11 protein-coding genes and 1 riboswitch are annotated in these 15,064 nt (G+C 70.6%); of the genes, 4 read left to right on the top strand and 7 right to left on the bottom strand.

What is annotated here, in order from left to right:
• Position 1: 1 nt before the first annotated feature.
• The 3 genes from thiC to ACIQ6S_RS03230 all read right to left on the bottom strand — a co-directional run bounded on the left by thiC (position 2) and on the right by ACIQ6S_RS03230 (position 6,515).
• Positions 2-1,882, bottom strand: a complete 1,881-nt coding sequence (gene thiC, locus ACIQ6S_RS03240) for a phosphomethylpyrimidine synthase ThiC (RefSeq protein WP_397607105.1) — start codon at positions 1,880-1,882, stop codon at positions 2-4.
• 71 nt (positions 1,883-1,953) lie between these two features.
• Positions 1,954-2,047: riboswitch (TPP riboswitch) on the bottom strand.
• A 142-nt stretch (positions 2,048-2,189) separates the two neighbouring features.
• A complete protein-coding gene (locus tag ACIQ6S_RS03235) occupies positions 2,190-5,351 on the bottom strand; it encodes an efflux RND transporter permease subunit (RefSeq protein ID WP_397607104.1) in 3,162 nt (1,053 codons plus the stop codon).
• A gap of 6 nt (positions 5,352-5,357) precedes the next feature.
• Positions 5,358-6,515 carry an efflux RND transporter periplasmic adaptor subunit gene (locus ACIQ6S_RS03230; protein ID WP_397607103.1) on the bottom strand — a complete coding sequence of 386 codons (1,158 nt, stop codon included), beginning with the start codon at positions 6,513-6,515 and terminating at the stop codon, positions 5,358-5,360.
• Between the two features lie 122 nt (positions 6,516-6,637).
• Between ACIQ6S_RS03230 and ACIQ6S_RS03225 the strand changes: the two genes are divergently transcribed.
• From ACIQ6S_RS03225 to ACIQ6S_RS03215, 3 genes are all read left to right on the top strand, one after another.
• Positions 6,638-7,288, top strand: a complete 651-nt coding sequence (locus tag ACIQ6S_RS03225) for a TetR/AcrR family transcriptional regulator (protein ID WP_397607102.1) — start codon at positions 6,638-6,640, stop codon at positions 7,286-7,288.
• A 116-nt stretch (positions 7,289-7,404) separates the two neighbouring features.
• Positions 7,405-8,058: a protein-L-isoaspartate O-methyltransferase gene (locus ACIQ6S_RS03220; protein WP_397607101.1), complete on the top strand. Its 654-nt coding sequence runs from the start codon at positions 7,405-7,407 to the stop codon at positions 8,056-8,058.
• A gap of 22 nt (positions 8,059-8,080) precedes the next feature.
• Entirely contained in the window at positions 8,081-9,508 is a 1,428-nt protein-coding gene (locus ACIQ6S_RS03215) for a TolC family outer membrane protein (protein WP_397607100.1), read from the top strand.
• A 56-nt stretch (positions 9,509-9,564) separates the two neighbouring features.
• Here ACIQ6S_RS03215 and waaA read toward each other — a convergent pair whose 3' ends face one another.
• On the bottom strand, positions 9,565-10,869 hold the full coding sequence (waaA, locus tag ACIQ6S_RS03210) for a lipid IV(A) 3-deoxy-D-manno-octulosonic acid transferase (protein WP_397607099.1): 1,305 nt from the start codon (positions 10,867-10,869) through the stop codon (positions 9,565-9,567).
• Positions 10,870-10,907: 38 nt separating this feature from the next.
• On the opposite strand from waaA, the gene lpxL reads away from it, so the two are divergent.
• Positions 10,908-11,846 (top strand): LpxL/LpxP family Kdo(2)-lipid IV(A) lauroyl/palmitoleoyl acyltransferase, encoded by a 939-nt coding sequence (gene lpxL, locus ACIQ6S_RS03205; RefSeq protein ID WP_397607098.1) that lies wholly within the window; start codon positions 10,908-10,910, stop codon positions 11,844-11,846.
• Here lpxL and ACIQ6S_RS03200 read toward each other — a convergent pair.
• Genes ACIQ6S_RS03200 through ACIQ6S_RS03190 form a run of 3 tightly spaced genes read right to left on the bottom strand, consistent with a single transcriptional unit; the run spans position 11,834 to position 15,052 of the window.
• Positions 11,834-12,730, bottom strand: a complete 897-nt coding sequence (locus ACIQ6S_RS03200) for a lysophospholipid acyltransferase family protein (protein ID WP_397607097.1) — start codon at positions 12,728-12,730, stop codon at positions 11,834-11,836. The two genes, lpxL and ACIQ6S_RS03200, sit on opposite strands and share 13 nt — an antisense overlap.
• Positions 12,727-13,971, bottom strand: a complete 1,245-nt coding sequence (locus ACIQ6S_RS03195; protein ID WP_397607096.1) for an O-antigen ligase family protein — start codon at positions 13,969-13,971, stop codon at positions 12,727-12,729. Before ACIQ6S_RS03195 ends, ACIQ6S_RS03200 begins: the two co-directional genes overlap by 4 nt.
• The gene (locus tag ACIQ6S_RS03190) at positions 13,952-15,052 is read right to left on the bottom strand and encodes a glycosyltransferase (protein WP_397607095.1); all 1,101 of its coding nucleotides are present in this window, start codon (positions 15,050-15,052) and stop codon (positions 13,952-13,954) included. The genes ACIQ6S_RS03195 and ACIQ6S_RS03190 overlap by 20 nt, the downstream gene beginning before the upstream one ends.
• Positions 15,053-15,064 lie beyond the last annotated feature (12 nt).

Below are 15,064 nucleotides of genomic sequence, written 5' to 3'. Positions count from 1 at the left end.
CTCAATCCTTGCGGTACACCTGCGCGCCCTGCGCACGGAACTCGGCCGACTTCTCGGCCATACCTTTCTCGAGGGCTTCGGTTTCCTCCGCCACACCCTTCTCAGCGGCGTAGTCGCGCACGTCCTGGGTGATCTTCATCGAGCAGAAATGCGGGCCGCACATCGAGCAGAAGTGCGCCACCTTGTGCGCGTCCTTCGGCAGGGTCTCGTCGTGGTACGAGCGCGCCTTCTCCGGATCGAGGCCGAGGTTGAACTGGTCTTCCCAGCGGAACTCGAAGCGCGCCTTCGATAGCGCGTTGTCGCGCGCCTGCGCACCGGGATGGCCCTTGGCGAGGTCGGCCGCATGCGCCGCGATCTTGTAGGCCATGATGCCTTCGCGCACGTCCTCGCGGTTCGGCAGGCCGAGGTGCTCCTTCGGCGTCACGTAGCAGAGCATGGCCGTGCCGTACCAGCCGATCATCGCCGCACCGATGGCACTCGTGATGTGGTCGTAGCCCGGCGCGATGTCGGTGGTCAGCGGGCCCAGCGTGTAGAACGGCGCCTCGCCGCACTCGCGAAGCTGCTTGTCCATGTTCTCCTTGATCAGCTGCATCGGCACGTGGCCGGGGCCTTCGATCATGGTCTGGACGTCGTGCTTCCACGCGATCTTCGTCAGCTCGCCCAGCGTCTCCAGCTCGCCGAACTGCGCAGCGTCATTCGCGTCGGCGATCGAGCCGGGGCGCAGGCCGTCGCCGAGCGAGAAGCTCACGTCGTAGGCCTTCATGATTTCGCAGATTTCCTCGAAGTGCGTGTAGAGGAAATTCTCCTTGTGGTGCGCCAGGCACCACTTGGCCATGATCGAGCCGCCACGCGAGACGATGCCGGTAACGCGCTTCGCAGTGAGCGGCACGTAGCGCAGAAGCACGCCGGCGTGGATGGTGAAGTAGTCCACGCCCTGCTCGGCCTGCTCGATCAGCGTGTCGCGGAACAGCTCCCACGTGAGCTCCTCGGCCTTGCCATCGACCTTCTCCAGCGCCTGGTAGATCGGCACCGTGCCGATCGGCACCGGGCTGTTGCGAAGGATCCACTCGCGCGTTTCGTGGATGTGCTTGCCGGTGCTGAGGTCCATCACCGTGTCGCCACCCCAGCGGATCGACCACACCAGCTTTTCCACTTCCTCAGCGATACCGGAACTCACCGCCGAGTTACCAATGTTTGCGTTGATCTTCACCAGGAAGTTGCGGCCGATGATCATCGGCTCGAGTTCCGGGTGGTTGATGTTGGCCGGGATGATGGCGCGGCCGCGGGCCACTTCCTCGCGCACGAATTCCGGCGTCATCAGCTTCGGCAAGTTCGCGCCGAAGCTCTCGCCCGGGTGCTGCTTCAGCAGGTGCGCCTCGCGGATCGACTCCAGCTTCTGGTTCTCGCGGATGGCGATGTACTCCATCTCCGGCGTGATGATGCCGCGGCGGGCGTAGTGCATCTGCGTGACATTGGCGCCGTTCTTCGCGCGGCGCGGCAGCGCGCGGTTCGGGAAGCGCAGCGCGTCCAGCTTCGCATCGCCCTCGCGCACGCGACCAAAGGCCGAAGAGAGCCCGGAAAGCACCTCGGTGTCGCCCCGCTCTTCGATCCAGCGCGCGCGCAGCGCCTCAAGCCCGCGAGCCAAATCGATGTTCGCGCCCGGGTCGGTGTACGGCCCCGAGGTGTCGTACACGGCCAACGGTGCGTTCTTCTCGAAGCCCACCGTGCGCGGCGTGGGGCTCAGCGCGATCTCGCGCATCGGCACACGCAAGTCGGGGCGCGAGCCTTCGATGTAGATCTTGGTCGAGCCGGGAATGGGGCGCGTGACTTCGGAAGACAGTTGCTGGGTCTTGTCGAGCAGCTCTTTGGCGACGGCGTTCATGGCGATGATCCTGCGTGCGAATGCGAATGCCCACTCGAAACGTGCGGGCAGAAAATGCAGGCAGGAGCGCTCGGTGCGCGGTCGAAGTCTCCCTACGGCGGCGTCACCCGCATCAGGTTCGAAGGGTCTTTCTCAGCCCGAACACGGGCACCCCTGCTTCCGGCGCGCATTAGACCGCGAATGCGGCGCGGGCGCCATGAAGACCAGGAGGGATCGCCGCCGGGCCGCCGCAAGAGGCGGGGGAGGGAGCCGGTTCGCGGACGACCCGGCGGCGAATCGGGGGCCCGGGCGAACGCCCCGGCCGAACTCAGTAACGCGGCGCCGTCTCCGGCGCCTTGATGCGGAACCACGCCGCGTAGAGGGCCGGCAGGAACAGCAGGGTGAGTGCCGTGGCGACGATCAGGCCGCCCATGATCGCGACGGCCATCGGCCCGAAGAACACGCTGCGCGACAGCGGGATCATCGCCAGCACGGCGGCGAGCGCCGTCAGCACGATGGGGCGGAAGCGCCGCACCGTCGCGTCGACGACCGCCTGGAAGGGCGCGTGGCCTTCGGCGATGTCGTGCTCGATCTGGTCCACGAGGATCACCGAGTTGCGCATGATCATTCCCGAGAGCGCGATCGTGCCGAGCATGGCCACGAAGCCGAACGGCACCTGCGGGATCAGCAGGAACCAGACAACGCCGATCAACCCCAGCGGCGCGGTCATCAGCACCATCGCCATGCGCGAGAAGCTGCGCAGCTGCAGCATCAGCAGGGTGATCACGGCGAACAGGAACAGCGGCATGCCCGCGGCCACCGACGCGCCACCGCGCGCCGATTCCTCGACCGCGCCCCCGGTTTCCAAGCGATAGCCGGGCGGAAGCTCGGCACGGATCGGCTCGAGCGCCGGGAGGATCTGGTTCGTCACCGTCGGCGGCGTGACCCCGCCTTCGACGTCCGCACGGATGGTCACGGTCGGCAAGCGGTTGCGGCGCCAGACGATGCCGGGCTCAAAGCCGTAGTCGATGCGCGCGATCTGCGAGAGCGGCACGGACTTGCCACTGGACGTCGGCACCGCCAGCGAACCGAGCAACGAGAGGCGCGAGCGCTCCTCCTCGGGGCCACGGAGCAGGATCTCGATCAGCTCGTTGCCCTCGCGGTACGTGCTCACCGGGGTGCCGGAGAGCGATCCCTGCAGGAAGGCCGCGACCTGCGCCGAACTCACGCCGAGGGCGCGCGCGCGGTCCTGGTCGATCTCGAGCCGAACGACCTTGCTCGGCTCGTCCCAGTCGAGGTTGACGTTGCGCGAGTGCGGGTTCGCGAGCACCTGCGCCTTGACCGCGTTGGCGATGCGCAGAACCTCGTCCGGGTGCTCGCCCGACACGCGGAACTGCACCGGGAAACCGACCGGCGGGCCGTTCTCGAGGCGCGTCACGCGGCCTTGCAGGTCGGCGAACTCGGTGTCGAGCACGCCCTGCAACCAGGCTTTCACCGTCTCGCGCTTTTCGATGTCCGGCGTGATCAGCACGAACTGCGCGAAGTTCGCCTGCGGCAGCTTCTGGTCGAGCGGGAGATAGAAGCGCGGCGAGCCGGTGCCGACGTAAGCCACGTAGTTGACGATGTCCGGGTGGCCGTCGAGCTTCGCCTCGAGGCGTTTGGCGACCGCTTCCGTCGCCGCCAGCGAGCTACCCTCGGCGAGCTCGAGGTCGACCATCAGCTCCAACCGCGTCGACGACGGGAAGAACTGCTGCGGGATGAAGCGGAACATCGCCAGCGAGCCCACGAAGGCCAGCACGGTGACGAGGATCACCGTCTTGCGATGGCGGACGCACCATGCCACCAGCGCGCGGAAACGCGAGTAGAACGGCGTGTCGTAGGGGTTTTCGTGGTGCGCGGTGTCCGGCGCGACCCAGGTGGCAATCGACGGCGGAAGGCGCTTCGCCAGCGAGGTGCGCAAGGCGCCGATGAAGCCGCCGCCGTGGCTGGCGAGCATCTGCTCGCGGTGGGGAAGCAGCTTGTCGCCGAGGTAGGGGATGAAAACCACCGCGACGATCCAGCTCAGGATCAGGGCCAGCACGACCACCTGGAAGATCGAGCGGGTGTACTCGCCGGTGCTCGAAGCAGCCGTGGCGATCGGCAGGAAGCCGGCGGCCGTGATCAGCGTGCCGGTGAGCATCGGGAAGGCCGTGCTCTGCCAAGCGTAGGCCGCGGCCTCGAGGCGCCCGAAGCCCTGCTCCATCTTCACCTGCATCATCTCGATCGCGATGATCGCGTCGTCGACCAGCAGGCCGAGTGCGAGGATCAGCGCGCCCAGCGAGATCTTGTGCAGGCCGATGCCGAGGAAGTACATCGCGGCGAAGGTCATCGCCAGCACCAGCGGGATCGACAGCGCCACGACCAGGCCCGAGCGCCAGCCGAGGCTGAGGAAGCTGACCAGCAGCACGATCAGCACGGCCTCGGCCAGCACGCGCACGAACTCGCCGACCGAATCGCGCACCGCGGCGGGCTGGTCGCTCACCTTCGAGAGCGTCATTCCGGCGGGCAGGGTCTGCTGGATGCGCGCGAACTCCGTTTCGAGCTGCTCGCCCAGCTGGATGATGTCGCCACCCTTGCGCATCGACACGCCGATGCCGATCGCGTCCTGGCCCATGAAGCGCATGCGCGGCGCCGCCGGATCGACGAAACCGCGCTTCACGTCGGCCACGTCCTGCAGGCGGAAGGTTCGGTCGCCCACCCGGATCGGGAACTGGCGGATCGCCTCTACGGAATCGAAGGCGCCGGACACACGCAGCTTCACGCGGTCGCTCGGGGTCTCGAAGAAGCTGGCGCCGACCATGGCGTTCTGCTCGTCGATCGCACGCTGGACGGCATCGAGCGGCACGCCGAGGGTGGCCAGCTTGGTGTTCGAGAGCTCGATCCAGATGCGCTCGTCCTGCAAGCCGATCAGCTCGACCTTGGCGACGTCCGGCACGCGGTGCAGTTCCAGCTCGATGCGCTCGGCGTAGTCCTTCAGCGTCGCGTAGTCGAGGCCGTCGGCCTGCAGCGCATAGATGTTGCCGAAGGTGTCGCCGAACTCGTCGTTGAAGAAGGGGCCAACGACGCCGGCCGGCAGCGTGTGGCGGATGTCGCCGACCTTCTTGCGCGCCGTGTACCAGAGCTGCGGCAATTCGGCCGACAGCATCGAATCCTTGGCCATGAACAGCACCAGAGATTCACCGGCGCGCGAGTACGAGGTGATGCGCTCGTACTGCCCGGTCTCCATCAGCTTCTTCTCGATGCGGTCGGTGACCTGTGCGGCCACCTCCTCCGCCGTGGCGCCCGGCCACATCGTGCGGACGACCATCACCTTGAAGGTGAACGGCGGATCCTCGGATTGCCCCAGGCGCTGGTAGCTGAAGACGCCGACGATCGCGAGCACGATCATCGCGTAGAGCACGAGGACGCGGTTCTTCAGCGCCCAGGCGGAGAGGTTGAAGGACGACGACATCGCGGCTTATCCGGCGATTTCGGCGTTGAGGCGATCGGCACCGGCGTCGAGCGCGGCGCTGGCGTCCTCGGCGACGGCGGGCGCCTCCTGCGCTTCGACGCGCACCGGGCGGTTCTCGCGATCCACCGGCTTCACGGCATCGTTCTCGCGCAGCAGGTGCACGCCGGTGATCACCACCCAGTCATCGGGCTCGAGGCCACCGGAGACGGGCACATCGGTCTCGGTGTAGGCACCGGCCTGCACGGGCACGCGCTTCACGCGCTGGCCGTTGGCGTCGAGCACCCAAACCGCCGCCTGCCCATCGGCCTGCACCAGCGCCGAGAGCGGCACGCTCAGGGCCGGGGCCGCGGCATTGGCCGCATAGACGCGGGCGCTCTGGCCGAGTTCGACGCGAACGCCCTCGGGCAAGGCCAGTGCGACGCGGGTGGCATAGGTGCGGGCCTGCGGGTCGGCGGCGGGGGCGATCTCGCGGATGGTGCCGGGCACGCGCTGCCCCGGTGCCGCCCACAGCTCGACCAGCACGCCCTGCCCGTCCTTGAAGCGCGCCACGTCGGCTTCCGGCAGGGCGATGGCGACTTCACGCTCACCGTCCTCGGCAATACCGAAGGCGGTCTGCCCGGCCGCGACCACCTGCCCGGCCTCGATGTTGCGCACGGCGATCACGCCCGACGCGTTGGCGCGGAGCACGCCGTAGGCCGCCTGGTTGCCGGCGACGTCCAACTGGGCACGCGCTTGGGCGACGCGCGAGTTGGCGGCCTCGACGCCGTTCTTGCGGGCGTCGAACAGGGAGCGGCTCACCAGCTGGCGCTGGAACATCACGTCGATGCGCTCGAATTCGGCCGCCGCGAGCCGGGCATCGGCCTCGGCGGCGGTCAACTGGGCCTGCGCCGCGTCGCGGCTGAGGCGGAGGTCCTGCGCGTCCAGCTCGGCCAAGGGCTGGCCGGCGACCACGCGATCCCCGACATCGACCAGCCGCTTCGCGACCTTGCCGCCGACCCGGAAGGCCAGGGGCGTCTCGTGGCGGGCACGGATTTCACCGGCGAAGGCCTGCACGGCGCCGGCAGCCGGCGTCGGCTGCTGCACCAGCACGGGGCGGGCCGGCGGTGCGCCGGTGTCGCCATTGCCGCAGGCGCTCAGCAGGCCGGCAGCAAGGAGCAGGGGCATCAGCCGCAGGGCAGCGCGGGACGTCAGGGGGAAGCGGCGACGGGCGGGCATCAGGGTGACCACGATTCATGAACTCGTCGGTATGGTATATTTCGCATACTCCAGAGTTCAATAAATTTCTTGTGACGACGAAGGCCCGCCCCGGCACCCCCGGGCGCCCCAAAGACCCCGAGAAGCGCGCCGCCCTGGTGGAGGCCGCCGGGCAGCTGTTCTGCCAGCACGGCTTCGAAGCGGTGAGCCTCGAAGCCATCGCGCAGGCCGCCGGCGTGTCCAAGCTGACGATCTACAGCCACTTCGGCGACAAGGAAGGCCTGTTCACGGCCGCCGTCGAGGTGCGCTGCGCCGACCAGCTGCCCCACGGCCTGTTCGAATGGCCCGAGGACCTGCCCGTGGGCGAGGCCCTGCGGCAGATCGGCACCGGCTTCGTCGACCTCGTCTTCGCCGAGGACGCGGTGCAACTGATGCGGATGATGGCGGCCCAAGCCAGCCAGTCGACGACCCTCGCCCAGCTCTACTTCAAGGCCGGCCCGAAGCGCGCGCTGGAGGAGATGGAGGGCTTCCTCGCGCTGGCCAAGCAGCGCGGCCAGCTGCGGCTCGACGACCCGAAGGTCGCCGCCAGCCAGTTCTTCGTGCTGCTGAAGGGCATCCACCACTTCCGCTGCCTGCTCGGCATCGAGCCGCCGCCGGAGGCCGCGGCCCGGACCGCCCACGTCGACCAGTGCGTCGCGCTGTTTCTGCGCGCCCACGCCCCCGCCGGGGCGGACCGACCATGACCTCCGTCGCGGTGACCTTCGTCACTGCCCTGGCACGCCCCGCTCCGGCACTGTAGCCGTCGTCAGCGGGGCCACGCCCTTACACTATGCGGCCCTGCTCCCAAGGACGTCCCACCATGCCCATCGACTTCAATCAGGCCCGCCACGCGATGGTCGAGCAGCAGGTCCGCCCCTGGGAGGTGCTGGACCGCCGCGTGCTCGACGTGCTCGGCGACGTGAAGCGCGAGGACTTCGTGCCGGCCACGCACCGCAAGCTGGCTTTCGCCGACCTCGCCCTGCCGCTCGGCCACGGCGAGTTCATGCTCAAGCCGGTGATCGAAGGCCGCCTGCTGCAGGCGCTGGACATCGCGCCCACCGACGAAGTGCTCGAGATCGGTGCCGGCAGCGGCTTCCTCACCGCCTGCCTTGCCCGCCTCGCGCGCTCGGTGCAGGCGATCGAACAACACGCCGATTTCGTCGCCGAGGCGCAGCGTCGCCTGCAGGCCCTCGAGGTGGCGAACGTGCGCCTCGAGCAGGGCGACGCCAGCACCTGGGACACCGCGCTCCGCTTCGACGCGATCCTCGTGGGCGGCGCCGTGGCCGAGGTGCCCGAGCGTTTCGCGCGCTGGCTGAAGCCGGGCGGCCGCCTCGTCCTCGTGCGCGGCGCTTCGCCGGTGCAGGAGGCGATCTGCCTCCGCAATGACGATGCCGGCCCGCGCATCGAAAGCCTGTTCGAAACCGATATCCCTTATCTGCGCGGCTTCGCACCGGAAGCGCGCTTCACCCTCTGATCGTTTGACCGAAGGAAGCCCCATGCGCCTGCGTCCCCTCGCCCTTGCCCTGCTCGCCGCCGGCCTCGCCGTGCCGGCCAGCGCCGCCGACCTGTTGCAGGCCTACGAGTTGGCGCGCAAGAGCGACCCGCAGCTGGCCGCCGCGGAGGCGCGCGCCGCCGCCGCCCAGGCCGGTGTCTCGCAGTCCCGCGCTGCGCTGCTGCCGCAGATCAGTGCCTCGGCCAGCCTGACGGACAGCGATAGCGAGAACACCTCATTCGGCGCGTTCCCAGCACCAACGCAGACTGATCCGGACGCGGTCGGTTTCGGCCCGAACGTCAGCGCGTCCGACACGCGCGATCGTCGCTACGGACTAAACCTCAGCCAGTCGATCTACGACCGCGCCGACTACACCCGCCTGAAGGCCGCCAGGGCCCAGGCCGCGCAGGCCGAGGCACAGCGCGTTGCCGCCGAGCAGGCGCTCGGCGTCCGCGTGGCCCGCGCTTACTTCGACGTGCTGACGGCCATCGAGTCGCTGGCGTCGGCCCGCGCGCAGGAAGCCGCGGCGAAGCGCCAGCTCGACCAGGCCGAGACGCGCCTCGAGGTCGGCCTCGCGCCGATCACCGACGTGCACGAGGCCCGCGCCAGCTACGACGGCGCCCGCGCCAACGCCATCAGCGCGGCAACGCGCCTCGACGACGCCCGCGAAGCGCTGGCCGAGATCACCGGCGAGCCGACGGGCTCGCTGATGGGCCTCGGCACCGATTACCAGCCGAAGCTCGACGACACCGAGGGCCTGCAGGCCTGGGTGGACAAGGCCATGGCCGAAAACCCGGCGCTTCAGGCCGCGGCGCTGGCCCTCGACGCCGCCGAAGCCAACGTCTCGACCGCGCGCGCCGGCCACCTGCCGACGCTGACTCTCTCGAGCGGCTATAGCGATTCGGCCACCTGGGGCAGGAACACCACGACTACCCCGGCGAGCAGCGTGACTTTCCCCTCGGACAACCTCAGCGACGGCCACAACGTCGGCATCACCCTGACCGTGCCGATCTACAGCGGTGGCGCCGTGCACGCCGGCGTGCGCTCGGCCCTCGCCAACCGCGACGCGGTCGCCGAGCAGCTCGAGCAGGAGCGCCGTGGCATCACCCGCCAGACGCGCAACGCCTACCGCTCGCTCGCGGCCGGTGCCGCCGAAGTCGAAGCCCGCCGCCTGGCGGTGGTCTCGGCCAAGGCCGCGCTGGAAGCCGGCGAAGCCGGCCTCGAGGTCGGCACCCGCACCGTCGTCGACGTGCTGCTGGCGCAGCAGACCCTGTTCGCCGCGCAGACGCAGTTCGCCCAGGCGCGGCACAACTTCCTCGTCAACGAGCTGTCGCTGAAGCAGGCCGCGGGCAGCCTGACGCCGGACGACATCGAGGCGGTCAACCGCCTGCTCAACACCGACGCCGAGGCTTCGCTCGACGCGACGAAGTAAACGCCCGGGCCCGATTCGGGATCGACGGAGGCGGCCGCAAGGCCGCCTTCGTGCGTTCAGGGCTGCGGGAAGCCCGCGACCTCGTCGATGACCGCCAGGGTGCGCTGCAGGGCGCCGCGCTCGCGATCGATGCGCTGCCGGCCCGCGCGACCGCGGGCCCGCGCCTTCTCCGGATGCTCGACCAGCCACTGGACCGCCGCGGCGAGCTGCGCCGCATCGCCGACGATCTCCAGCGCACCGACCTCCTTCAGCAACGCGGTGATCTCCGCGAAGTTGAAGGTGTGCGGGCCGCTCAAGACCGGCACGCCGAGCGCCGCCGGTTCAAGCAGGTTGTGGCCACCGATGTCGCAGAGGCTGCCGCCCACGAAGGCGACGTCGCCGGCCGCGAGGAAACCCGGCAGTTCGCCGAGGCTGTCGATCAGGAAGACCGCGCATCGGGCGTCCGGGGCGCGCTCGACGCTGCGCCGACGCAGGTCGAGCCCGGCGCCGCGCACGCGGTTCGCGACGGCGTCGAAGCGCTCGGGGTGCCGGGGCGCCCACAGCAGCAACGCGTCCGGATGCGTTTCGCGGAGACGCTGGTGGGCGTCGAGCACCGCCGCCTCTTCGTCGGCGTGGGTGCTGGCCGCCACCCAGATGGGGCGCCCGCCTCCGGCCTTGCGCCAACCGACCGCCTCGTCGAGCGAAGCCCTCGGCAGGGGCTGGTCGAACTTCAGGTTGCCGGTCACCTCGATGCGGGCGCCATCGCCGGCCAGCACGCGGAAACGCGCGGCGTCGGCCTCCGACTGCGCGGCGACGCGGCGCACGCCGGACAACGCGAGGCGGATCAGGGGGGCCATCCAGCGGTAGCCGCGCAAGGAGCGCTCCGACAGGCGCGCATTGGCGATCACCACGGGCACTTCGGCCCGCGCACAGGCGACGAACAGGTTGGGCCAGAGTTCGGTCTCGATGACGACGGCGAGCGCGGGGCGCACCCGATCGAGGAAGCGACGCACCATGCCGCGCAGGTCGTAGGGCAGGTAGACGTGGTGCACGTCGTCGCCCCACAGCGAGCGCACGCGCGCCGAGCCGGTGGGCGTGATCGTCGTGATGAGCAGCGGGCGCCCGGGATGCCGCTCGCGGAGCGCGTTGATGAGGGGAATCGCCGCGTTCACCTCGCCCACCGAGACCGCGTGCACCCACAGGGCGCCCGGCGGCAGGTCGGGCAACGCGTCGAGCTGCGCATAGCGCTCGCTCCAGCGCAGCAGGTACTCGCGCTGGCGCAGACCCCGCCACACGAGGTGGTAGAGCGTGACCGGCACCAGCAGCCACAGCAGGGCGGAATAGAACGCCAGCAGCAGGCGCCGGCCAAGGCTCATGGACATGCGCGGAAGGGTAGCAGGGGCGCGCTTACAATCTGCGCATGAGTGATCCCGCCCCTTCCCCGCCGACACCCCGGACGCTGCGCCTCGGTCATCCGCGCCATTGGGGGCCGTGGCTGGGCGTCGCGCTCGGATGGTGCGCGGCACGGACGCCGACGTGGTTCCAACGCCGCGTGGGCCGCGCGCTCGGCCCCGTGCTGTGGCGCCTCCTGCCGGCGCGCCGGCGCGTGGTCGAAGCCAATCTCGCCCTGTGTTTCCCCGGCCTCGATGCCGCCGCGCGCGAGGCGCTGGCGCACGAGAACCTCGCGCAGACGGGGCTCGGCCTGTTCGAATTCCTGCGCGCGTGGTGGGGCCGCGTTTCCGAGGGCTCGCCGCGCTACACCGTGGAGGGCCTCGAGCACCTCGAGGCGCTGCGCGCGCAGGGCCGCGGGGTGCTGCTGGTGTCGGCGCACTTCGTGCACCTCGAACTCTGCGCCCGGCTGCTCTGCCGGCACGTGCCGGTGGCAGGCATGTACCGGCCGCACGGCGACGCGGCGATGGAGTGGGCGGTGAAAGCGGGTCGGCTGCGCTACGCCTGCGCGATGTTCGCGCGCGACGAACTGCGCCCGGCGCTGAAGCACCTGAAGAGCGGCGGCATCCTGTGGTTCGCGCCCGATCAGGAGAGCCGCCGCGGCGACAGCGTGTTCGTGCCCTTCTTCGGACGGCCGGCCTGGAGCCTCACCTCGACGCACCAGCTCGCGCGACTCTCGGGCGCGGCCGTGTGCCCGTTCTTCCACGAACGCCTCGCCGACGGCAGTTACCGCCTGGAAGTGCAGGCACCGCTGGCCGATTTCCCGTCGAAGGACGCCACCGCCGACACCGCGCGGGTGATGGCGGCCCTCGAGGCGATGATTCGACGCGCGCCGTCGCAATACCTGTGGCTGCACCAGCGCTTCAAGACCCAGCCCGAAGGCGACCGCGGCGACGCCTACCGCGCGTAGGGCGAACCCTCGCCCGGTGGGCGCGTCTTGAAACGGCGATGGACCCACAGGTATTGGTCCGGGGCCTGGCGAACCGCCGCTTCCAAGACCGCCATGTACTGCGCCGCGAAGCCCGCCGGATCGTCGAGTCGATCATCGAGGCCAGGGTCGGAAATGCGCACGCGGTAGCGGCCGTCGGGACCACGCACCATCGACAGGAAACGCACGACGGCGCGCCCGGCGCGCGCCAGCTGCGGCGTGCCGACGAAGGTGGCGGCCGGCACGCCGAAGAACGGCACGAAGGCGTGGCCCTCGCGGAAATCCTGGTCGGCGGAATACACCAGTCGGCCGCCGTTGCGCAGGTGCCGGGCCATGCCGCGCGCGTCGAACTTGCCGACCGTCGGTCCGAGGCGCCGGGTGCGCGCCGCGTCGAGCAGGCGTTCGAGGCAGGGGTGGCGGCGGTAGCGCCGCACCACGCCGCCCACCGGTGCGCCCAGGGCTTCGGCGACGAAGCGCGTGGCCAGCTCGGTGTGCATCAGGTGGCCGGTCAGCAGCAGGACGCCCTGCCCCTTCGCCGCCGCGTCGCGCAGCGGCTGCAGGCCCTCGACGTCCGCCAAGCCCGCCAGCGTGGGCGAGGGCGCGAACCACGCCCGCAGCAGTTCGAGCAGGGCCACGGCGAGGGAGCGCTGGTGGGCACGCAAACGCTGTTCGCGTTCGGCGGCGGACTCGGCGGCGAAGCACAGCGCAAGGTTCACCCGGGCCACGCGCCAGCGCCGCCCCAGCAGCGGACGCAGCAGCCACGACAGCGCGCGGCCGAGCAGCAGCGTGGTCCGCTGCGGTAGGCGCGCGAGGAGGGCGGCGACGGCACCGATCGCGCGCCAGCCGAAGCAGCGCGGCGCACTCATGCCGCGGCGGGGTCGCCGGCGTCGCGGCGCATCAGCGCACCGGCATAGAGCGCGGCGAGCAGCAGGGTGACGCCGCCCCAGAAGGTCGAATAGAACGCGAGGTGCGTGTTGAGCGGGAAGACCGTCACCAACAGCGCGAGTGCGGGTGCCGACGCACGCTCGCGCACTGCGGGCTCGGCGAAACGCCAGGCGCGCAGGGCGATCGCCACGGCCGCCAACCACAGCATCAGGCCGACGATGCCGGTTTCCGCCAGCACTTCCAGCACGATCTGGTGGGCGTGGAAGGCGCCGGCGCGACCCCATTCCACGAACTGGTCGTCGGGTGCCGCGTACGCCTTGTAGGCCCGCTGGAAATTGTCGGTGCCGACGCCGGTGAGCGGGTGGTCGAGGATGATCCGTCCCGTCGTCTGCCACAGCACCAGGCGGCCCGACAGCGCGAAATCGACGCCCTCCTCCTTCATCTCCAGCGCTTCGAGCGTGCGCTCGACGCGCGGCCCGAGGAAATCGCTGGTGCTGGCGACCACCACGGTGAGCAAGCCGCCGGCCAGCAGGCCGATGCCCGTGCGCTTCCAGCCCCAATGGCGCAGGCCGGTGACGGCCAGCGCGAGCGCGAAGCTGATCCAGGCCGCGCGCGCGCCGGCGAGCAGGATCACCACGCCGAGCGCACCGGCCACCAGCAGCCAGGGCAGCACGCCGCGCTTCGCTGCAGGGAACAGGGCGAAGGGCGAGAGCGTCGCCAGCACGAGGCCGAGTTTCAGGTTGTCGGCGCCGAAGATGCCGGAGAGACGATCCGCCACGGCCGGTCCGCCGACGCTGTAGCCGGTGGCCGCCTGCAGCAGGCCGTCGAGGGTCCATACGGCCACCAGCGCCGCCAACCCGACACCGACGAGGCGCGCGCCTCGGGCCGTGGAGACCGCCATCGCCGCCAGCCACAGGAAGGGTAGGTAGCGCAGGTCTTTCGCCGCCTCGAGCGCGGTGTTCGCCGGATCCAGCGCCAGCGGGATCGACAGCACCTGCGGCAGCCAATAGCCGCAGAACAGGATGCTCGTCAGCGCCCAAGCCTCGTGGCTGAGCACGCGCAGTGCGCCGCGGAAGCGCATCGCCCACATCAGGCCGAAGCCGAGCAGTGCCCCGAGCGAGAGCACGGCTTCGGCGACGCCGCGCCACGGCCAGCAGGCGACCTGCAGCAGCACCCACCAAGGGGCCAAGCGGGCGAGTCGATCAACCAGCGTGTCGTGCATACGTCTCGAGGGTGGCCTGCTGCATCGCAGCCAGAGTGTAGGGAATGTGGGCGGGCGCGGCCGGCGGGGCATCGAGCAAGGCCTGTGCGCGCCGCAGCAGCGCGGCCGGATCACCGAGCGGCACGGCGCCCTCCGGCTGCAGCGCCGCGAGCTGTTCACCCACGCCGCCGTGGTCCCAGCCGAGCACGGGCGCGCCGACCGACAGGGCCTCGATGACCGTGCGCCCGAAGGCCTCGGGCTTGCGCGAGAGCTGCAGCACGAGATCGCTCGCGGCGTAGGCGCGGGCGACCTCGCCGCGGGGCGGCGACACCCGAAGCGCCGACTCGACGCCGCGCGCGGCCGCCAGGGCGCGCAATTCGGCGAGATAGGCCTCGCGGCCCGGTTCATCGGTGCCGAGCAGCCACAGGGCCGCAGGCACGCCTTGCGCGCGAAGGTCGGCCAACAGCGCAATGGCGTCGGCATGGCCCTTGAGCCGCGTGCCGCGCCCGGGCATCAGCAGCAGGCGGGTCTCGTCGGGCAGGGCGAGCTCGGCGAGCACCGCCGCGCGCGACGCCGCATCCGGCCGCGCATGCCGCGGGAACGCCGCGGGATCGACACCGCGTGGGATCACCACGAGGCGCGGCTCGGCCGCGGGCCAGTGCCGCCGCACGTAGTCGCGCACGGTGTCCGAAACGCAGATCACCGCGTCACCGCGGGCCATCACGCCGCTGTAGTGCCCTGGCGAGTTCAGCCCGTGGACGGTGGTGATGAACCGCGGCCGCGGCGAAAGCCCGCGCAGGGCCGCCAGCGCCACCCAGGCGGGCAACCGCGAGCGGGCGTGGATGATGTCGGGCTTCAGCGCGCGCAGCAGGCGGCGCAGCGCGAAGATCTGGAAGGGCGTGGCCAGCGACTTCGCACCGATGGGCAGGGCGTGGTGCGTGCTGCCACCGGCTTCCAACGCCGGCACCAGCCGTCCGCCGGCGGACACCACATGCGACACATGGCCGGCCGCGACCAGGGCCGACGCGATCTCGAGGGTGGAGCGTTCTACGCCGCCCGCATGCAGGGCTGGCAGCAGTTGGACGACGGTGAGGCGGCGCAAGGCCGGGCCCCA

The organism is Silanimonas sp. (genome assembly GCF_044377035.1).
Taxonomy (GTDB): Bacteria; Pseudomonadota; Gammaproteobacteria; order Xanthomonadales; family Xanthomonadaceae; genus Silanimonas.
Note: the sequence above shows the minus strand (reverse complement) of the source record. Positions and strands in the feature narration are given on the sequence as shown.